This is a genomic window from Catenovulum agarivorans DS-2 (assembly GCF_000568405.1).
Taxonomy (GTDB): domain Bacteria; phylum Pseudomonadota; class Gammaproteobacteria; order Enterobacterales; family Alteromonadaceae; genus Catenovulum; species Catenovulum agarivorans_A.
Genome location: NZ_ARZY01000001.1, coordinates 173,847 through 192,210 on the forward strand (window position 1 = coordinate 173,847; position 18,364 = coordinate 192,210).

Annotated in this window: 21 protein-coding genes; 13 read left to right on the forward strand and 8 right to left on the reverse strand. The window is 41.0% G+C overall.

Annotation, left to right across the window (positions count from 1 at the left end):
• Position 1 precedes the first annotated feature (1 nt).
• From ccmD to dinB, 9 genes are all read left to right on the forward strand, one after another.
• Positions 2 to 211, forward strand: coding sequence for a heme exporter protein CcmD (gene ccmD / locus DS2_RS00785; protein WP_035012669.1), 210 nt, complete (start codon positions 2 to 4; stop codon positions 209 to 211).
• Complete coding sequence (gene ccmE, locus DS2_RS00790) at positions 208 to 690, forward strand: cytochrome c maturation protein CcmE (protein WP_035012670.1); 483 nt, start codon at positions 208 to 210, stop codon at positions 688 to 690. The genes ccmD and ccmE overlap by 4 nt, the downstream gene beginning before the upstream one ends.
• Positions 690 to 2,684: a heme lyase CcmF/NrfE family subunit gene (locus DS2_RS00795; protein WP_035012671.1), complete on the forward strand. Its 1,995-nt coding sequence runs from the start codon at positions 690 to 692 to the stop codon at positions 2,682 to 2,684. Before ccmE ends, DS2_RS00795 begins: the two co-directional genes overlap by 1 nt.
• Positions 2,681 to 3,271, forward strand: a complete 591-nt coding sequence (locus DS2_RS00800) for a DsbE family thiol:disulfide interchange protein (protein WP_035012672.1) — start codon at positions 2,681 to 2,683, stop codon at positions 3,269 to 3,271. Before DS2_RS00795 ends, DS2_RS00800 begins: the two co-directional genes overlap by 4 nt.
• Positions 3,268 to 3,741, forward strand: a complete 474-nt coding sequence (locus DS2_RS00805; protein ID WP_051479492.1) for a cytochrome c-type biogenesis protein — start codon at positions 3,268 to 3,270, stop codon at positions 3,739 to 3,741. Before DS2_RS00800 ends, DS2_RS00805 begins: the two co-directional genes overlap by 4 nt.
• Complete coding sequence (gene ccmI, locus DS2_RS00810; RefSeq protein ID WP_035012673.1) at positions 3,738 to 4,967, forward strand: c-type cytochrome biogenesis protein CcmI; 1,230 nt, start codon at positions 3,738 to 3,740, stop codon at positions 4,965 to 4,967. Before DS2_RS00805 ends, ccmI begins: the two co-directional genes overlap by 4 nt.
• A gap of 108 nt (positions 4,968 to 5,075) precedes the next feature.
• Positions 5,076 to 5,345 carry a hypothetical protein gene (locus DS2_RS00815; RefSeq protein ID WP_051479493.1) on the forward strand — a complete coding sequence of 90 codons (270 nt, stop codon included), beginning with the start codon at positions 5,076 to 5,078 and terminating at the stop codon, positions 5,343 to 5,345.
• 17 nt (positions 5,346 to 5,362) lie between these two features.
• On the forward strand, positions 5,363 to 6,157 hold the full coding sequence (locus DS2_RS00820; RefSeq protein ID WP_035012675.1) for a VacJ family lipoprotein: 795 nt from the start codon (positions 5,363 to 5,365) through the stop codon (positions 6,155 to 6,157).
• Between the two features lie 68 nt (positions 6,158 to 6,225).
• Positions 6,226 to 7,302 (forward strand): DNA polymerase IV, encoded by a 1,077-nt coding sequence (gene dinB / locus DS2_RS00825; protein WP_035012676.1) that lies wholly within the window; start codon positions 6,226 to 6,228, stop codon positions 7,300 to 7,302.
• Between the two features lies 1 nt (position 7,303).
• On the opposite strand, the gene DS2_RS00830 is transcribed toward dinB, so the two are convergent.
• The 4 genes from DS2_RS00830 to DS2_RS00845 all read right to left on the reverse strand — a co-directional run bounded on the left by DS2_RS00830 (position 7,304) and on the right by DS2_RS00845 (position 10,221).
• Positions 7,304 to 7,786, reverse strand: a complete 483-nt coding sequence (locus tag DS2_RS00830) for a DUF4426 domain-containing protein (RefSeq protein ID WP_035012677.1) — start codon at positions 7,784 to 7,786, stop codon at positions 7,304 to 7,306.
• A 334-nt stretch (positions 7,787 to 8,120) separates the two neighbouring features.
• Positions 8,121 to 8,663 carry a YggT family protein gene (locus DS2_RS00835; RefSeq protein ID WP_035012678.1) on the reverse strand — a complete coding sequence of 181 codons (543 nt, stop codon included), beginning with the start codon at positions 8,661 to 8,663 and terminating at the stop codon, positions 8,121 to 8,123.
• Between the two features lie 17 nt (positions 8,664 to 8,680).
• The gene (gene proC / locus DS2_RS00840; RefSeq protein WP_035012679.1) at positions 8,681 to 9,511 is read right to left on the reverse strand and encodes a pyrroline-5-carboxylate reductase; all 831 of its coding nucleotides are present in this window, start codon (positions 9,509 to 9,511) and stop codon (positions 8,681 to 8,683) included.
• A 32-nt stretch (positions 9,512 to 9,543) separates the two neighbouring features.
• Positions 9,544 to 10,221, reverse strand: a complete 678-nt coding sequence (locus DS2_RS00845) for a YggS family pyridoxal phosphate-dependent enzyme (protein ID WP_035012680.1) — start codon at positions 10,219 to 10,221, stop codon at positions 9,544 to 9,546.
• 165 nt (positions 10,222 to 10,386) lie between these two features.
• Between DS2_RS00845 and DS2_RS00850 the strand changes: the two genes are divergently transcribed.
• Positions 10,387 to 11,421 (forward strand): type IV pilus twitching motility protein PilT, encoded by a 1,035-nt coding sequence (locus DS2_RS00850; RefSeq protein ID WP_035012681.1) that lies wholly within the window; start codon positions 10,387 to 10,389, stop codon positions 11,419 to 11,421.
• 9 nt (positions 11,422 to 11,430) lie between these two features.
• Entirely contained in the window at positions 11,431 to 12,543 is a 1,113-nt protein-coding gene (locus DS2_RS00855) for a PilT/PilU family type 4a pilus ATPase (RefSeq protein WP_035012682.1), read from the forward strand.
• Between the two features lie 16 nt (positions 12,544 to 12,559).
• Here DS2_RS00855 and DS2_RS00860 read toward each other — a convergent pair whose 3' ends face one another.
• From DS2_RS00860 to lolB, 4 genes are all read right to left on the reverse strand, one after another.
• Positions 12,560 to 13,306: a substrate-binding periplasmic protein gene (locus DS2_RS00860; protein WP_035012683.1), complete on the reverse strand. Its 747-nt coding sequence runs from the start codon at positions 13,304 to 13,306 to the stop codon at positions 12,560 to 12,562.
• A gap of 128 nt (positions 13,307 to 13,434) precedes the next feature.
• A complete protein-coding gene (locus DS2_RS00865; RefSeq protein ID WP_035012684.1) occupies positions 13,435 to 14,382 on the reverse strand; it encodes a ribose-phosphate pyrophosphokinase in 948 nt (315 codons plus the stop codon).
• A 67-nt stretch (positions 14,383 to 14,449) separates the two neighbouring features.
• The gene (gene ispE, locus DS2_RS00870) at positions 14,450 to 15,304 is read right to left on the reverse strand and encodes a 4-(cytidine 5'-diphospho)-2-C-methyl-D-erythritol kinase (RefSeq protein ID WP_035012856.1); all 855 of its coding nucleotides are present in this window, start codon (positions 15,302 to 15,304) and stop codon (positions 14,450 to 14,452) included.
• Complete coding sequence (gene lolB / locus DS2_RS00875; RefSeq protein ID WP_035012685.1) at positions 15,301 to 15,930, reverse strand: lipoprotein insertase outer membrane protein LolB; 630 nt, start codon at positions 15,928 to 15,930, stop codon at positions 15,301 to 15,303. The genes ispE and lolB overlap by 4 nt, the downstream gene beginning before the upstream one ends.
• A 75-nt stretch (positions 15,931 to 16,005) precedes the next feature.
• On the opposite strand from lolB, the gene hemA reads away from it, so the two are divergent.
• Positions 16,006 to 17,262 (forward strand): glutamyl-tRNA reductase, encoded by a 1,257-nt coding sequence (hemA, locus tag DS2_RS00880; RefSeq protein WP_035012686.1) that lies wholly within the window; start codon positions 16,006 to 16,008, stop codon positions 17,260 to 17,262.
• Positions 17,263 to 17,271: 9 nt separating this feature from the next.
• Positions 17,272 to 18,357 carry a peptide chain release factor 1 gene (gene prfA / locus DS2_RS00885; protein ID WP_035012687.1) on the forward strand — a complete coding sequence of 362 codons (1,086 nt, stop codon included), beginning with the start codon at positions 17,272 to 17,274 and terminating at the stop codon, positions 18,355 to 18,357.
• The last annotated feature ends 7 nt before the right edge of the window (positions 18,358 to 18,364 follow it).

Here is an 18,364-nt window from a genome sequence, read left to right on the forward strand (position 1 = left end):
TATGGGTGCATTTGAATCTTTTGCAGATTTTCTCGCAATGAATGGGTACGCCTTCTATGTATGGCTTTCGTATGGATTGGCTTTTTTGCTGATAGTTGCATTGTTTTTATGGTCAAAATGGCAACGAAAATCGATTGAACAAGAAATTGTTCAACAACAGCAAGTGCGTAATATTCGGCAGCAGCAAGTTAATTCGGAGATGAAGTTATGACAACTAGACGACAAAAACGATTGTACGCTGGTTTAAGTTTATTGGTTGGATTAGCGGTAACAGTCGGTTTAATTTTGTATGCATTAAGCGAAAATATCGATTTATTTTATACACCAAGCGAAATTATCCATGGCAAGAAAGAAACAGGGGTAAAACCAACAGTTGGCCAGCGTTTGCGTATTGGCGGCATGGTTGTTGAAGGTAGCGTCAAACGTGACCCTGAAAGCTTAATGGTCGAATTTGAATTACAAGATACAGGACCTAAAGTCGTTGTTCGCTACGACGGCATCTTGCCTGATTTATTTCGTGAAGGGCAGGGCATTGTCGCCAATGGCTATCTTCGAGAAGGCAATGTTATCGAAGCTTTTGAAGTATTGGCTAAACATGATGAAGAATACATGCCACCAGATTTAGCTGAAGCGATGAAAGGTATCAAACATGTTAAACCGTCTGAAAACCCAGAACTAGGATACCAATAATGTTACCAGAAATAGGTCACTTTTCATTACTTATCAGTTTGGTGTTTTCTGTGTGTTTAGCGATATTTCCGCTAATCGGAGCGCAAAAGAAAATTGTCGAATTTGTCGCGCTTGCTAAACCACTGGTTTACGCAAACTTCACCTTGTTATCGGTGGCATTCTTTTGTTTGAGTTGGGCGTTTTACCACAACGATTTTTCGGTCACTTATGTTGCGATGAACTCAAACTCAGATTTGCCTTGGTACTATCGGTTGTCTGCAGTATGGGGCGCACATGAAGGCTCGCTGCTTTTGTGGGTGTGGATACTCAGTTTATGGACAGCAGGGGTTGCGTTTTTTAGTTCAAGTCTAGATGACGATGATGTTGCTCGAGTATTAGCAGTTATGGGCTTTATTGCTATTGGCTTTTTAGCATTTGTGATTTTTACTTCAAACCCATTTGAACGAACTTTTCCAATGTTTCCGATAGATGGACGAGATTTGAATCCACTCCTGCAAGATGTAGGGTTAATCATTCATCCACCTATGTTGTACATGGGCTACGTTGGCTTTTCGGTTGCTTTTGCATTCGCGGTTGCAGCATTAATTGGTGGAAAGTTAGACGCAACTTGGGCGCGTTGGTCGCGACCTTGGACATTGTCTGCCTGGGGCTTCTTGACTGCAGGTATTACACTCGGTAGCTGGTGGGCTTATTATGAACTTGGCTGGGGTGGCTGGTGGTTCTGGGATCCTGTTGAAAATGCATCATTTATGCCTTGGCTAGCGGGCACTGCCTTGATCCATAGTTTAGCGGTCACAGAAAAACGCGGCGCGTTCAAAAGCTGGACTGTACTACTGGCAATTTCGGCATTTTCGTTAAGTTTATTAGGGACCTTTTTGGTTCGCTCGGGTATTTTAGTCTCAGTACACGCATTTGCCAGTGATCCAACACGTGGTTTATTTATCCTGGTGTATTTACTTATTGTAATTGGTGGCGCGCTTACTTTATATGCGTGGCGTGCCGACAAAGTGGTGAGTACCCACAGATACAAACTGTTTTCTCGCGAAGTTTTGCTATTTGTGAACAATGTTCTGCTGGTTGCAGCATTGGTTGTCGTCTTGCTTGGCACTTTATTGCCTCTTGTGCACAAAGAAATTGGCTTGGGTTCAATTTCAATTGGGGCGCCTTTTTTTGATAGTGTTTCTTCTATCTGGTTTATTCCATTTATTATCGCTTTGTCTATTGGGCCATTTGTCCGCTGGAAACAAGACAGGTTTTCTCGCATCAAAACTAAGTTATTTGTTGGTGCCGTGCCAGCTGCGATTGTTGCCATTACCTGTTATTTAATGCTGCAAATTAATACATTTTTCAGTTTGCTTGGTGTGGTTTTAGCAACTTGGCTGGCCGCATTAGTGGTATACGAGCTCATTACCTCAGGGAAAAAGAATCCATTGCCTTTGTCACACTGGGGCATGTCGTTAGGCCATCTAGGCTTTGCAGCACTGGTTATTGGCATTGCAATTACTAAGGTCGCAAGTGTTGACAAAAGCGTTAGAATCTCACCAGGTCAGAGTGTCACGGTCAACAATTATGAATTTAAATTTACCGCAGTAGAGCAATTTGAAGGGCCCAATTATTCAGCCTATCACGCGTTGTTTGACGTTAGTAATGGTTCAGACAGTTTTTCACTTAAAGCCGAGAAACGCTATTACAAAATGCACTCAAATGTTATGACTGAAGCTGGTATCGACCCGGGTTTGTGGCGCGATATCTATATTAGCTTAGGCGAACAGTTAGATGGTGATGCGTGGGCGGTTACTGCTAATGTTAAGCCATTTGTCCGTTGGATTTGGTTAGGCGGTGTATTAATGGTGTTAGGTTCGATTATGTGTATTTTAGATAAACGCTATCGTAAAATTTTATCTTGGAGAGCACAGCGACAGCCAAGTGAGGCTGGGCCTGTTGAATCAGTATCAGCAAACAAAGTTATAGAGCAAAAGGTTAAATTTGAATGAAAAATTATAAGCTGCTCATTCCAATAGTTGCATTTTTGTTGGTCAGTATTTTTTTGTACAAAGGTTTATATTCTGATCCAACTAACATTGAAAATGCCAATTTAGCCAAACCTTTTCCAGAGTTTCAATTGGCAGATTTAATGGATGAAAATCGCCTATACAGTAAAGCAGATCTGTTAGGTGAATATACCTTAATCAATGTATGGGGTACTTGGTGTGTTACCTGCCGTGTTGAATTACCTTTTATGACGCAACTTCGCCAGCAAGGCGTTAAGATTGTTGGCGTTTATTACGACAATGCTGCAGAAGCTGCTTTTGGTGAACTTGATGTACGACAAACCCGTAGAGAAGTTACTGAAATGTTAGCTCAATTAGGCAATCCTTTTCAGTTTAATATTTACGATGAAAAGCGCGATTTGTCGTTAGATTTAGGCGTCACAGGTGCGCCAGAAAGCTTTTTAATTGACGATAAAGGTACAATTATTGCGCATCGACGCGGGGCAATTGACCATAGGGTGTGGCAAAACGAGTTTGCCCCTTTGTTGCCAAATAATCACGGTTCAAACCTGTCGGAGCAGCAAAAATGAACAAATCAATTATAACGCTGATTAGTTTGGGTCTAACTTTTATCAGTTGTTTTGTTTATGCGGTTGAAGAAAGTTATCCATTTGATGATGTACAACAGCAAAAAATCTTTGGTGAGTTGGTTGAAGAGTTGCGCTGTCCTAAGTGTCAAAACCAAAATATCGCAGACTCAAACGCTATGGTTGCCATCGATCTTAAAAATAAGACTTATGAGTTGGTTAAACAAGGGCAAAGCAAAGACCAAGTTATTGATTTTATGGTGCAAAGATACGGACAATTTGTTCATTACGATCCACCAATAAACATGGTAACTATTTGGCTGTGGTTAGTGCCGATTGCTATTGCGCTGATTTTAGTGGTGTTTGTGTTGAAAAAAGGTCGTCGAGAAAAGCTTGGCTCAGAAGTTGATGCCAATAGCTTAGATCAAGCTCAAGCCATTATTGATAAATTAGAATCTAAAGGTAAATCGTGAACGAGTTAATATTAGTTTTAGTTGGGTTTGCATTGATCGCGAGCACATTGGTCCTGCTACCTTGGATGGCAAAACAACATAACTGGAAACAAGATCACCAGCGCATTGAAAATTTATACGCTGAAAAATTGCAAGAGCTAGCGCAAGACTTACAGCAAGGTAATATTGAAGAGCAAGCCTACAAGGCTGCTAAAGAAGATTTAACTGTGCAGCTTGCTAGTGAGTTATCACAAGCTAAGGTTACCAGTGGACTGCACATCTCGAAAAACACCATGTGGCTGCTCCCAGTGGTAACGCTAATTGTGACCAGTGCGATATATTATATTCAAGGCAAGCCAGCACAAATGGAACAATGGTTAGCCGCGCAAAGCAAAACAGCAGAGTTCGGGCAAAAACTCATGCAAGGCAATGAAAACTTTACTAAAGCAGAGTTAAACGAGTTTTACTTGGGATTGCGTAGTAAATTAGCTGAGCAAACGCCAGATGCGTCTGGCTGGCTATTATTAGGGCGTGTTGCATATAGTTTAAACAATTTATCTGATGCAATTGCCGCATTTGAACAAGCGCTAAAAATCGACTCAGAGCATTACCCTAGCCGAATGAGCTTAGCGCAAAGTTTATTAGCCAGTGGCGACGAGAGCATGATGAAGCGAGCTGGGCGTATCTATAATCAAGTGTTACAACAAAATCCAGCTGATGCTGAAGCACTAACTATGGCTGGTTATACAGCGTTTCAGCTACAAAACAATCAAGTTGCTGCGCAATACTGGCAGTTAGCGTTGAATTATTTACCTGAGGACGACAGCAGACGCAAAGCGATTGAACAAACTTTGCCCCAAGTGAGTGCCCATGCCGCCGCTGCGCAACAATCAGCGCAGCCAACTGCTGATGCAAAGTCCGTTGTGATTAAATTTAATGTCTCACAACAAACTCAAGCACAAGTAGCAGACTTTCAATATTTAGTGGTATTTGCCCGACCCCAGTTATCTGGCCCACCTGCAGCTGTATTACGTTTGCCAATAGAAAATGGACAACTGCCAGATACAGTTACTTTGACCGATCAAAATGCGATGATGCAAGGTTTTAATTTGTCGTCTTTGGCCAATGCGTATATCACTGTGCGTTTGTCTAAAGATGCAGATGTTGGTTTATCTGAAGGTGAAATTGAAAAAAATAGTGATGCCCTTACATTAGAACAAAATACCCAAGTCACAATGGAACTTTAGAAATTGCAATTTAATCATTTTAATTTAAATGTCGCCCCCGACCTTATCTTAAAAGTGAAGAAATTTTATTGTGATCTTTTTGGTCTAGTAGAAGGGTATAGGCCAAAGATGAACCGGCCTGGCTATTGGTTATATTCAGGCAACCAGCCAATATTGCATTTGAATAAGATAGTTGATGTGAATGCAGTTTATACGCCAGGATCCAATCAGGCTTTGGATCATATGGCTTTTACTATGCCTAATATGAGCAACTTTATAAACAAATTAAACCAACTGGCAATTGAATATCATCAAATGAATTATGCAGATAGGCCAACTCAAATTTTTTTGCATGATCCTGCAGGCGTCAAATTAGAAGTTCAATTTGCAGGTGAATAATTTTCGGAACGGAAAACGTGAAACAGATTAATTTATTATTCGCTTCAGCTGTGCTTGTGTTAGCTGGCTGTGCTAGCAATAAAAATATAGATACACAAGCAACGGCGGCTCAGCAAGCCAATTTACCCAAAGAAGTACAACAAGAAATCCCAGATCCATTAGAAGGGGTCAACCGAGCAATCTGGGATTTCAACTACGAGATACTAGACAAGTATCTCGTTAGACCTGTGGCAGTTGGTTATAAGATCATTATGCCTGAATTTGCCCGAACGGGTTTATTAAATGCAGCTGAAAATCTAGAAGAACCTTCATCCGCAATTAATAATTTATTGCAAGGCAAAGGCGAAGGGGCTGCAAAAAGCACAGGACGATTTTTAGTTAATTCAACTATTGGTTTGTTAGGTTTGATTGATGTGGCTGGTTACATGGGTTTAGAAGACCACAACGAAGAATTTGGTGAAGTGTTGGGAAAATGGGGGCTCAATACTGGACCATATTTAATGTTACCAGCGATGGGGCCAACGGATGCGCGAAATTTTACTGGTGATATTATTGACTCAGCTTATTTTCCATTAGACGATTTGACCCTATGGGTCAAAGCCTTGCGTATCAGTATTAAAGCAGTGGAAGGCCGCATTCGGTTAATGGATCAAGAAAAACTATTAGATGATAGTTTAGACCCTTATTTATTTGTGCGTGAAGCTTACTTTCAGCGCAGTTTATATGACTTGTATGATGGTAATGTGCCAAAACCTCAAATCACTGAGCAAGAAGAAGAAGATTTTGAAGCTTTCTTAAATGATGTGAATTAACTGTCTAAATATACAGTTATGTGGTAAATTTCCTACAGATTTTACAGATGTGAGCTGAGGAATTTTGCATGAATAAAAAGTTTGTCCATATCGATATGGATGCTTTTTATGTATCAGTCGAAATTCGCGACAACCCAAAATTACAAGGGCAGCCTGTTGCCGTTGGCGGTGCGTCGAACAGGCGCGGTGTCTTATCGACATGCAATTATATTGCACGCCAATTTGGCGTGCACTCCGCTATGCCTACCGCGTTGGCATTGAAAAAATGTCCAGATCTAATTGTATTGCCAGGCAGAATGCAGGCCTACAAAGAGATTAGCCAGCAAATACGTGATATTTTTGTTCAACACACAGATAAAATCGAACCACTTTCCTTGGATGAAGCATACTTGGATGTAAGCAATAACCCATTGCACAATGGATCTGCAACTCTAATTGCACAAACCATTCGCCAGCAGATTTACCAAGCAACGGGGTTGACCGCATCGGCAGGGATAGCGCCAATTAAATTCCTCGCGAAAATAGCCTCTGATTTAAATAAGCCAAATGGCCAATACACAATTAAACCTGAGCAAGTACAAGATTTTATTGACGAACTAGAGCTAAAAAAAATTCCTGGTGTGGGCAAAGTCACTTGGCAAAAGTTACAAAACTACGGGTTAAATACAGGTTTAGATGTACGCAACTCTAACCTTGAATTTTTACAACAACATTTTGGCAAATATGGCCAAGTATTATGGCGACGTTGCCACGGCATAGACGAACGCGAAGTGGAAACCGAGCGAGTACGTAAATCGGTAGGGGTAGAACGCACTTTTGATAAAGATTTTTATAGTTATGAGCAGCTAAACCAAATTTTAACTGAAAAATTATTGCCAGAGCTCAACCGCAGATTGGAGCCATATTTGCTTAGTCGGCAAATTGAAAAAATTGGTATCAAACTTAAATTTTCTGATTTTCAATTAACCACTAAAGAGCAACAGTGCCAAACGCTCGACCACACAGTTTTACGTTATTTGTTGCAAGAAGGACTCAATAGATTTGATGGCAAAGCGCAGAAAAAAGGTGTGCGCTTGTTGGGAGTGCAAGTGGGTTTAAGTGAACAGCGCACAGCTGTTCAGCTTAAATTGGATTTAGGCGAATGAACTAATCAACCCACATTTTTTGTTGAAATCTAAATTGTTCACTGTGACCTGTTTTCGGGTCTTTAATTGTGATGTAAAAGCGAAAAGTTTCTTCATTTGCATGGCGCACTTGGGCCAAGTAATAAACCGCATTGCCTTCGTCTACCTCCTTAAACTCCAAGTCTTTGCGGTGACCAACTAAGTTTTGTGCATAACCTGTCACTTTTAGCTTTAGTGGCGCTTTATTATTGGCTAAATCTAAGATGCTAATATTGAGTAGACCATAGTTACCACGTCGATCTAAACCTATTGCTTTGGCCGTTTCTGCTTGAATAAAGGTGGAAGGAAAGGCGATATGGTGAATTTGCCAACTGCCGATTTCTGTCATATTTGGGTTGGCGCCACCTTTACCGTCGTCGATAAATTCGCCATTGGCTAAGGCTGTACAAGCAAAAAGTAGTGATGTTGTTAACAGGAGTATCTTAGAAAATTTTATAGTGTTCATTTTATTCCTTAGTTGCTTGGGCTCTTTATTCTTTTGCTAGAAGGTATAAAGGTATATGAGGTATTACTCACAAAAATGCTTCAAGCTCATCCTGAGTCGCTTGCATAAGGCATCCATGCCTTATGAAGTTTTGTTCGCAACACACTCATCCACCTTCTTGGTATGTTATCGCTGAAAATTAAGATGTCTGATGCGCTGGTTAGTGGAGTGATATTTAGAGCAAAATCTCTTTGTCAGGGATGAAAAAGCGAAGCTTACAAGGACGTACTTGCAGCGTTTTTGCGAAAATAACACTCTACTAGCCAAAAGCACACACGTATCTTGATAGCGATATTTAAAACCCACCAAATAAATCAGACAACAACAATTTAACAAACTGAATAGCGATAATCGCTACCAACACAGAAAAATCTAACCCACCCATAGGTGGTAAAACTTTACGTATGGGAGAAACCAAAGGTTCAGTTAATTGGACTAATATTTGTTCCGCAGGGTTATAACCACCTTGGCTAAACCAACTTAAAATGGCGCGAATAATCAATACCCAAAAAGCGATGTTTAAAAACTCATAAACTACAGATATTGCACCAACTATAACAAATCCAGCTGGATTAACCGGTTGTGAAAAAACTAAAGCTAAAACAAAAAATTTGCCCGCTGCAACAATAATCGCTGCCACTAAAGCAGCAAAATTCCAATTTTTTACATTCGGTAAAATAGTCTGCAATGGCTTAACTAACGGGTTGGTAATTTTTACAATAAATTGACTCAGAGGATTATAAAAATCCGCTCTAACTGCCTGTAACCAAAAGCGTAAAACGATCGCCATTAAATACAAGCCAAATAATGTGGTGATTAAAAAGTGCAGTGCATTCATGTTTTAACTCCGTGCTTTTACAATTGTTTGGCCATTTCTTCGGCGCGTTTCATACAGGCTTCAACAGCTTGTTGAATTACTGAATCTAAATCGTTATGTTCTAAACTGGCGATGGCTGCCGCAGTCGTACCGCCTTTCGAGGTAACCTGTTGGCGCAGTTCGGTAATGGTTTTATCAGAGTTCTGTTGCACCATTTGTGCTGAACCATTGGCAACTTGCTCGACAATAAGTTTGGCTTCTGTGTCTGAAAAACCGAGAGCTTGTGCTTGCTGGACCAAAGCTTCCATAAAGCGAAAAAAATAAGCGGGGGCACTGCCGGCCAGCGCAGTGATTTTATTAATGCCAGCTTCGTCATCTACCCAAACTGTTTTGCCAACTGCACTCATTAAGGTATCGGTGAAGTCTTTATCCGTTTGAGATACTGAGTCTGCTGCATAGACACCAGTTAAGCCTAAACCGAGTAAACTCGGAGTGTTTGGCATGGTTCTGACAATCGCTGCTTCAGGGCCAAGCAGCTGCTGGAAGCGGGCAACAGGAATACCTGCGGCAATTGAAATAAAAAGTTTGTTCGTCAATTGTGCTGGGTCTAGTGTTACAGCGCTGAGCATATCCGCCATAATTTGAGGTTTAACGGCTAATACAACAACGTCAGCTTGTGCTATTGCGCTGTTGTTATCTTGCGTCGTTTGGATGGCATATTTTTGCTTTAGCGCATCCAACTTGCCAGTTGAAGGATTCGCCGCAATAATTTTATTGGCTTCATAGCCACTGTTAACTAATCCAGCAATGATACTAGCAGACATATTGCCAGCACCAATAAATGCGACTGTTCTATTTGATGTTGTCATATTGTGTTTCTACAAAAAGTGTAAAGGGTTAATTAGGTTCTTGCGCCAAAAATAGCCGTGCCAATCCGTACCATAGTGCTACCATTTTCGATCGCGGTTTGCATATCGTTCGACATACCCATTGATAATGTATCTATAGCCGGGTAGCTGTTTTTCAAGTTCTGATATAAATCGTGCAACTGGCCAAACATTTTGTTGAGTTCGGCTTTATCGTCTGTATTCAGTGGAATAGCCATAATGCCGCGCAAAGTTAAATTGCTGTATTGAGTTAAATGCTCAGCAAAGTCAATAACTTGATTTGCTGCTAAACCCGACTTATTCGCTTCATTCGAAATATTTACCTGAATGCACACATTTAAATTCGGCATATCTTTTGGGCGCTGCTCGCTCAAACGTTTAGCGATTTTGTTTCTATCTAAGCTTTGCACCCAGTTAAAATTTTCGGCAATCAATTTGGTTTTATTCGACTGAATAGGGCCGATAAAGTGCCATTCAATATCTGCATAATCAGCAAGTTGTTGAACTTTATCTGCACCTTCTTGCGCGTAGTTTTCACCAAATTTTCGTTGTCCTGCTTGATAAGCTGCGACAACAGCCGAGGCCGGTTTGGTTTTGCTGACGGCCAGTAATTGAGTCGTTTGTGGTGTATTGCGGTTAATATTCGCAATTTGTTGATTAATATCGGTTAAATTTTGTTGTATATCTATCATTTATCAAAATTTTTGGTTGGCTCCAGTTGAGGCTGGTGTCATGATATATCATTCAGTTAACTAAAGCGATTTTTGCAGAATAATTGAAACAGGCTTAAAACTTTCTGCTATTTTTAAAAATAACAATTAAGCGCTTAGCCAAGCGAACAAAGCGGAGTACCTCAGATGGACATTACAGAACTTTTGTCATTTAGTGTTGAACATAAAGCATCCGACTTACATTTATCAGCGGGTGTACCGCCTATGATTCGGGTCGACGGGGATGTAAGGAAAATAAATGTACCAGCATTGGATCATAAACAAGTGCACCAATTAGTCTACGACATTATGAATGATAAGCAGCGCAAAGAGTACGAAGAAAACTGGGAAGCTGACTTTTCTTTTGAAATCCCCAACTTAGCACGCTTTCGTGTTAATGCATTTGTACAAAACCGCGGGGCTTCTGCGGTATTTCGAACCATTCCGAGCGAAGTCTTAACACTGGAAGATATTAACGCTCCCGATATATTTAAAGATCTTGCCGACAAACCACGTGGTTTGGTATTGGTTACCGGGCCTACGGGGTCAGGTAAAAGTACCACGCTGGCAGCAATGATAGATTACATCAATCAAAACAAACATCATCATATACTCACTATTGAAGACCCAATTGAATTTGTTCATCAAAATAAACTGAGCTTAATCAACCAAAGGGAAGTTCACCGAGATACTAAATCATTTAACAATGCATTGCGTTCAGCACTGCGTGAAGACCCTGATGTTATTCTAGTTGGTGAAATGCGTGACTTAGAAACCATTCGCTTAGCCATGACGGCAGCAGAAACGGGTCACTTAGTTTTTGGAACCTTGCATACAACATCAGCGCCGAAAACCATTGACCGTATTGTTGATGTATTTCCCGCAGCAGAAAAGCCTATGGTGCGCTCAATGTTGTCAGAGTCGTTGCAAGCTGTTATTTCACAAGCATTGTTAAAACGTTCTGGTGGTGGTCGTGTTGCTGCTCACGAAATTATGGTCGGCACGCCTGCTATTCGAAATCTAATCCGCGAAGATAAAGTTGCACAAATGTACTCTGCCATTCAAACCGGTATGGGATTTGGTATGCAGACTATGGATCAGTGTTTAGCTGATTTAGTTAGTCGTGGCATGGTGACACGTCAAGTGGCAGCAACTAAAGCGGTTAATAAAAGCCAATTCTAGGAGCGGTTTATGTTAATTCAACCTTATTTAGAAAAAATGGTTCAGCAAGACGCGTCCGATCTATTTATTACGGTTGGCCGTCCACCAAGTGCAAAAATTAACGGTGAAATGACCGCTTTAGACGAGAATGTGCTGGATAATCAGGCAAGTATAGACTTAGTTCATAGCACGATGAATGCCGCACAAAAACAAGAGTTTGAACAAACCAAAGAATGCAACTACGCCATTGCCGTTGATGGAGTTGGACGCTTTCGCTGCAATGCTTTTATTCAGCGCGAGCAAACCGGTATGGTGATTCGTAAAATTAATACCACCATTCCAGATGTCGACAAAATGGGCATGCCAAGCGTATTGAAAGACGTCATTATGGCAAAACGTGGTTTATTTTTATATGTAGGTGCGACAGGCACAGGTAAATCAACTGCACTAGCTGCGCTAATGGGCTATCGAAATCGGAATAGCCGTGGGCATATTCTAACCATTGAAGACCCAATTGAATTTGTTCATCAACATGAAAAGTCGATAGTTACTCAGCGTGAAGTGGGCGTAGATACTGAATCTTTTGACGCGGCACTTAAAAGTTCACTTCGCCAAGCACCAGATGTCATTATGATAGGTGAGGTTCGCTCAGCTGAAACAATGGAATATGCGTTATCTTTTGCCGAAACGGGGCATTTATGTGTGGCGACCTTGCATGCCAATAACGCTAACCAAGCAATCGACCGTATTATGCATATGGTGCCAAAAGATATGAAAGAAAAGCTATTGTTTGACCTTTCGTTAAACTTGCGAGCAATCGTTGCGCAACAGCTTGTCCCCACTAAAGATGGTAACGGCCGGGTTGCCGCGATAGAAATATTGCTTAATTCACCATTGATTTCTGATCTTATTGCCCGGAATGAGTTGGGTGGCATTAAAGAGGTGATGGAAAAGTCTAAGGAACTTGGCATGCAAACTTTTGATGGTGCCTTATTTGACTTGTACGAAAAAGGAGTCATTACCTTTGCTGATGCATTGCATCACGCTGATTCACCTAACGACTTACGTTTGAAAATTAAATTGCGTAGTAATGAACAAAATAGTTCAGGTTCACTACATGGGGTCACAGTTGACTTTGATTAAATAAACCGCCTTTGTATCAGCGATTGGATAGTTGTGCTGTATCATCTCGATGTATCAGCCATCTATCTTTTAGCTTTATCCATCTATCTGATTGAAAAAATTGTATAAGTTTTTGATATATTGCCGGAGAAGATGATGAAACCGCAATGCTACGTGTAAAAGGTTTAACATACCCTTCAAGTATATAGAGTTGGTTTTTATACTCAGGGTTTTGTTTAATTATGTAGCTGTAAGTTTGCAATCCCATCACGCCAAAATCACCACGTTTATTGGCGAGCATTTTGGCGATAGTGGTTTCATTATCAACATTGTGGCGCAAAACATTGCCTTGTTTGATTAACTCATTCAAGTTGAAGTAGTGATAGCCGCGCACGCCAACCAAGGTTTTATTGTACAGTGATGAGTTGTCAGAAAATATTAACGATTTATCATTAGTCACATAAAGCTCTCGGTCGTACATCACCGGCTTTGTCCATAGAAAAGTTTGTGTATTAGTACCATTGACCCAGCTCGGATTAACCCACAGCAGGGCACCGGCTTCTATCGCTTTGTTGGTTGCCCGTTGCTTGGGTAGATAAACCAATTCGAAATGATAGTTTTGGGCAAAATGGTTTAATTCGGATGCGAGGTCAAAACTTAAACCTATGTTATTTTTAAGATCGATTATAAACGGTGGTTTTTCATAATATGTATACAGCACTACTACCGTTTTTGCACAGCTTGCATGGGCAATTATAATTAACAGTAGCAACATGTATCTCATAGCGACTTAACCAATATGTTATTCAGCCAACAACATATAAAGCATAGGACACTTATAAACGTTTAGCGTAAATAAAGCCGTTATTGCAAAACAATAACGGCTTTATTGTATAAGGTGTCTGGGGTTAACTAACCATCAAACATTGCAGAGATTGACTCTTCATTGCTGACACGGCGAATTGCTTCAGCAAGCATAGAGCTTAAAGTCAATTGATGAACTTTATCTACTTGGCGCATTTCATCGCTTAATGGAATTGAATCGGTAATTACCAACTTATCAATTAATGAATCAGAAATGTTTTGTACCGCATTGCCAGAGAATACAGCATGTGTCGCGTAAGCATAAACTTGGCGCGCACCTTTTTCTTTCAGTGCGGCGGCCGCTTTACATAAAGTGCCACCCGTATCTATCATGTCATCAACTATGATACAGTCGCGGCCTTCAACATCACCGATAATATGCATGACTTGTGCAATGTTTGCACGTGGGCGACGTTTATCAATAATGGCTAAGTCGCAATCATTAAACTGTTTAGCTACTGCTCTTGCGCGAACGACACCACCAATATCGGGGGATACAACTACTGGGTTTTCAAATTTTTGGTCCCACATGTGTTCAATCAATATTGGGCTACCAAATACATTGTCGACCGGCACGTCGAAGAAACCTTGAATTTGCTCAGCATGCAAATCAACCGTTAAAACACGGTCAACACCAACGCTAGATAAGAAATCAGCGACAACTTTAGCAGTAATTGGCACACGCGCAGAACGCACGCGTCTGTCTTGTCGGGCATAGCCGAAATATGGAATAACGGCTGTGATACGGCCAGCCGAAGCGCGGCGCAATGCATCAATCATGACAATTAATTCCATTATATTGTCGTTAGTCGGTGCACAAGTAGATTGAATCACAAAAACGTCCGCCCCACGAACATTTTCATTAATTTGCACACTAATTTCACCATCGCTAAAGCGACCAACAACGGCAGATCCAAGTTTAGTATACAAACGGTTAGCAATTTTTTGTGCTAACTCAGGGGTAGCGTTTCCTGTGAATATTTTCATATCAGGCACGGTGGTGAACCTCAGGCAATTTGATTAATCGTTTAATTTAAACATTAGCTTAGTTTAACTCAGCTAATTACGAAAACTGTTCGGCTAAATATAGATGAACAGGCGAATTCTTCAGGGTTTTTACAACAAAAGTATTTATGCCTTCTGGAGCATGGCGGGCCATTTCTTCCGCTTGTTGTTTAGATGAAACAACAGAAAAACAGCATGCACCTGTACCCGTCAGTCTGGATGGCGCGTATTCTATCAACCACTGTAAGGTTTTGGCAACCTGAGGTTGCATTTCCTTTACGACAGGTTGGAAATCATTCCGAGTTGTTGCAAATTGATAGTCAGCCGGCGCAACTATTTCACTATCTCGTTTTAGTTGAGGTTGAGAAAACATAAGAGGGGTGGATATATGGCAATCTGCTGGTATCGCTAACAGCAAATCAACTTCGGGTTGTTCGCTTGGGGTTAACCTTTCACCTATGCCAGTAGCAAACGCGGTTTGGCCATAAATAAAAATGGGGACATCAGCGCCTAACTTTGCCCCGAGTTCAAGCAATTGTTGTTCGGTTGCGTTGATTTGCCAAAGTTTGTTCAGCATTAACATAGTGGTTGCCGCATCAGACGAACCTCCACCTAATCCAGCCCCCGAAGGAATGCGTTTTTTAATCTCTATGTGTATGCCTAAGTTTACTGCAAAATGTTTGCGCATAAGCTGCGCTGCTTTGTAAACTAGGTTTTTTTCAGCTGCCACACCGGACAAATCACCAGATAGCTCAATTTGCTTTGATTCAATTTTAGTAAAAATGAGTTCGTCAGCTAAGTCGACAAACTGAAAAAGTGTGCTGAGTTCATGGTAGCCATTGTCTCTTTTGCCCGTTATGTGCAAAAACCAATTAATTTTAGCTGGGGCTAAACAGGTATAACTTTGGCTCATTGGTTTATCTCTTTCCATTCGTTTATTTGCATAATTAAGGTGAAATCTAAGTACTGGCACTTAATTTTTTTCGGCAACTGAACGTTACCTAAACTGTGGTAGCTCAAATATTGCAACCGCCACTCTTGGTCAAATTGAGTTCTGACAAATACTTCTTTGGCTAAACCATTATCGTGCCGATTCATAACCACACCTTGGTGATCACCTTTAGCCCAGTTTGCCACTTTATTAATCGGAATCGGCCAACCAATAACTTGTTCTAATAGCTGCTCTGGTGCATTAGATTGATAGCTTTTACCGTCCGCTTTAATTGAAATGTGCGCTGGTTTTTGTTTGCTTGCTACACGTTTTGGGGGAGTGAAACCAGTAATGTCTGCAACTTGAATGCCTAAAAAAGTATTTAAACTTATTTGGTAGTTATCACTTTGTTGTTGCCAAAAGAAGTTAACCGACTCGCGGTCTTTACCTCGAATAAATGCAATTTTCCCTTCGGCTGTAAAACTTTTGATTTGTTTTGCTGAATAAATATCTTTAAGTTGAGGTAAGTCAGGTTTTAGTGCGCAACCGCTTAAAAATACCACCAAACTTAATAAATAACCGCGAATGCTATAGTTAAAAGCTTTCAATCTGCTCGTCCATCTCGTAAAATTAGCGTCTTTCCATTTTAACTGAACGTTCAACGACAAACTGTAACAGAATCAATGGCATTATTTTCTTTCGGTATCAGCTACAAAACAGCTCCAGTAAGTATACGGGAGAAAGTTGCCTTTTCGACAGAGCAAATCGTCGAATCAGTCATTCAGTTAAAAGAAATCTATTCAGTTACCGAAGCTGTTGTTGTTTCTACTTGTAACCGCACCGAAGTTTATCTGAACGCGCCCCAATATAGCAAGCACACTGCAATTGAATGGTTGTCTGAGGTGCATGGTATCGAGCAAGCAAGCTTGGCCGAACATGTTTATTTTTATCAAGATGATAACGCGATTAACCATTTGATGCGGGTTGCTTGTGGTCTCGATTCGATGGTGTTAGGTGAACCACAAATTTTAGGTCAGCTCAAACAATCGTATGCGATAGCTGAACAACACAATTTTGTTGGTGGCATTTTGTCGCGGTTATTTCAGAGTGCTTTTGCCATTGCTAAAGACGTACGTACAAACACCGAAATCGGTGAAGCGGCCGTTTCCGTGGCATTTGCGGCAGTGAGTTTGTCGAAACACATATTTGATGACTTAAGCAAAGTGAATGTTTTGTTGGTAGGGGCGGGTGAAACAATTGAGCTGGTTGCCCGACATATTGCCGAAGCGGGTGCGAATAAGATTACCGTGGCAAATCGAAGTCAGCAGCGAGCCGAGTCGTTGGCTCAAGCTTTTAATGCGAATACCGCTACTTTGTCGCAAATACCCGAGTTATTAGTCAATGCAGATATTGTCGTGAGCTCGACAGCCAGTACATTGCCGTTAATTGGCAAAGGTATGGTGGAAAGTGCAATGCATCAGCGACGCAATCAACCTATGTTTATGGTTGATATTGCGGTACCAAGAGATATAGAAACGCAAGTTAATGATGTTGATAACGTCTATTTATATACAGTTGATGATTTGCAGGGCATAGTGCAAAAAAATCAACAAAAACGAGTAAAAGCGGCAGAAAAAGCAGAACAAATGATTGTTGCTGACGTTGCTAAATTTAATCAATGGCTTGCCTCACGCCAGTCGGTTGATTATGTAAGAAGTTATCGCAGCCAAGCGGACGACATTAAAAAATTATTGTTAAACAGAGCACTTAACCAACTTTCGCAAGGTGTAGATGCCGACAAAGTGGTGACTGAATTAGCAAGCAAATTAACCAATCAATTGGTTCATCCACCAACTGTTGCGCTTAGGCAAGCGGCGACAGCTGAAGATAAATCTAATATAGAATTTTTAGCCGAGCATTTAGGCATAGAATCTGAGTAAACTTTACCCATGAAAGAATCAATTATACGTAAACTCGAAGCGCTAGATGAGCGCTATGAAGAAGTTCAAGCATTGTTAAGCGATGGTGACGTAATATCTGACCAAGATAAATTTAAAGCCTTGTCTAAAGAATATTCGCAATTAGAAGAAGTTGTTAAGGCGTTTAAAGATTATCAGCAAGCAGAAGAAGACCTCGCCACCGCTGAAGAAATGTTAAATGAAGATGACCCAGAGCTAAAAGAAATGGCTCAAGAGGAGATGAAAGCGGCCAAAGCAACTTTAGAGCAACTGCGTCAAGACTTACAAATATTGTTATTACCAAAAGATCCAAATGACGACCGCAACTGCTTTATTGAAATACGTGCAGGCGCTGGTGGTGATGAAGCGGGTATCTTTGCCGGTGATTTATTCCGTATGTATTCGCGTTACGCCGAGCGCAAAAGCTGGCGTGTTGAATTAGTCAGCGAGAATGTAAGTGAGCAAGGCGGTTATAAAGAAGTTGTAGCACGCATTATTGGTGATGGTGCATATGGCCGTTTAAAATTTGAATCTGGTGGTCACCGCGTGCAACGTGTACCTGAAACTGAATCACAAGGGCGTATTCATACATCTGCCTGTACCGTTGCTTTATTGCCAGAGGTTCCAGAATCAGAAGCGGTTCAAATTAATCCTGCTGATTTACGTATTGATACATTCCGTGCATCGGGGGCGGGTGGTCAGCACGTAAACCGTACCGACTCTGCTGTACGTATTACTCACTTACCGACAGGTGTTGTAGTGGAGTGTCAGGACGAGCGTTCACAGCATAAAAATAAAGCCAAAGCAATGTCTGTTTTAGTTGCGCGAATTCAAGCTGCAGAAGATGAAAAACGCCGTTTAGAAGAAGAGTCTACTCGTCGTAATCTAGTGGGCAGTGGTGATCGCTCAGAGCGTATTCGCACCTATAACTATCCTCAAGGGCGAATTACCGACCATAGAATTAACCTTACGTTATACAAATTAAATGAAGTGGTAGAAGGTGATTTAGATGCTGTCGTAGAGCCGCTTATCCATGAATATCAAGCTGATCAATTAGCTGCACTGTCCGACGGTTAGTCTCGAT

What these genes read in the sequence shown, in the direction of transcription:
- dinB (WP_035012676.1), top strand. Translation starts at nt 6,226, where the DNA reads ATGAATAAAAAGTTTGTCCATATCGATATGGATGCTTTTTATGTATCA.
- ccmD (WP_035012669.1), top strand. Translation starts at nt 2, where the DNA reads ATGGGTGCATTTGAATCTTTTGCAGATTTTCTCGCAATGAATGGGTAC.
- DS2_RS00850 (WP_035012681.1), top strand. Translation starts at nt 10,387, where the DNA reads ATGGACATTACAGAACTTTTGTCATTTAGTGTTGAACATAAAGCATCC.
- DS2_RS00815 (WP_051479493.1), top strand. Translation starts at nt 5,076, where the DNA reads ATGAACCGGCCTGGCTATTGGTTATATTCAGGCAACCAGCCAATATTG.
- hemA (WP_035012686.1), top strand. Translation starts at nt 16,006, where the DNA reads ATGGCATTATTTTCTTTCGGTATCAGCTACAAAACAGCTCCAGTAAGT.
- DS2_RS00800 (WP_035012672.1), top strand. Translation starts at nt 2,681, where the DNA reads ATGAAAAATTATAAGCTGCTCATTCCAATAGTTGCATTTTTGTTGGTC.
- DS2_RS00795 (WP_035012671.1), top strand. Translation starts at nt 690, where the DNA reads ATGTTACCAGAAATAGGTCACTTTTCATTACTTATCAGTTTGGTGTTT.
- ispE (WP_035012856.1), bottom strand. Translation starts at nt 15,304, where the DNA reads ATGAGCCAAAGTTATACCTGTTTAGCCCCAGCTAAAATTAATTGGTTT.
- ccmE (WP_035012670.1), top strand. Translation starts at nt 208, where the DNA reads ATGACAACTAGACGACAAAAACGATTGTACGCTGGTTTAAGTTTATTG.
- DS2_RS00855 (WP_035012682.1), top strand. Translation starts at nt 11,431, where the DNA reads ATGTTAATTCAACCTTATTTAGAAAAAATGGTTCAGCAAGACGCGTCC.
- prfA (WP_035012687.1), top strand. Translation starts at nt 17,272, where the DNA reads ATGAAAGAATCAATTATACGTAAACTCGAAGCGCTAGATGAGCGCTAT.
- DS2_RS00845 (WP_035012680.1), bottom strand. Translation starts at nt 10,221, where the DNA reads ATGATAGATATACAACAAAATTTAACCGATATTAATCAACAAATTGCG.
- DS2_RS00805 (WP_051479492.1), top strand. Translation starts at nt 3,268, where the DNA reads ATGAACAAATCAATTATAACGCTGATTAGTTTGGGTCTAACTTTTATC.
- proC (WP_035012679.1), bottom strand. Translation starts at nt 9,511, where the DNA reads ATGACAACATCAAATAGAACAGTCGCATTTATTGGTGCTGGCAATATG.
- DS2_RS00835 (WP_035012678.1), bottom strand. Translation starts at nt 8,663, where the DNA reads ATGAATGCACTGCACTTTTTAATCACCACATTATTTGGCTTGTATTTA.
- DS2_RS00830 (WP_035012677.1), bottom strand. Translation starts at nt 7,786, where the DNA reads ATGAACACTATAAAATTTTCTAAGATACTCCTGTTAACAACATCACTA.
- DS2_RS00860 (WP_035012683.1), bottom strand. Translation starts at nt 13,306, where the DNA reads ATGAGATACATGTTGCTACTGTTAATTATAATTGCCCATGCAAGCTGT.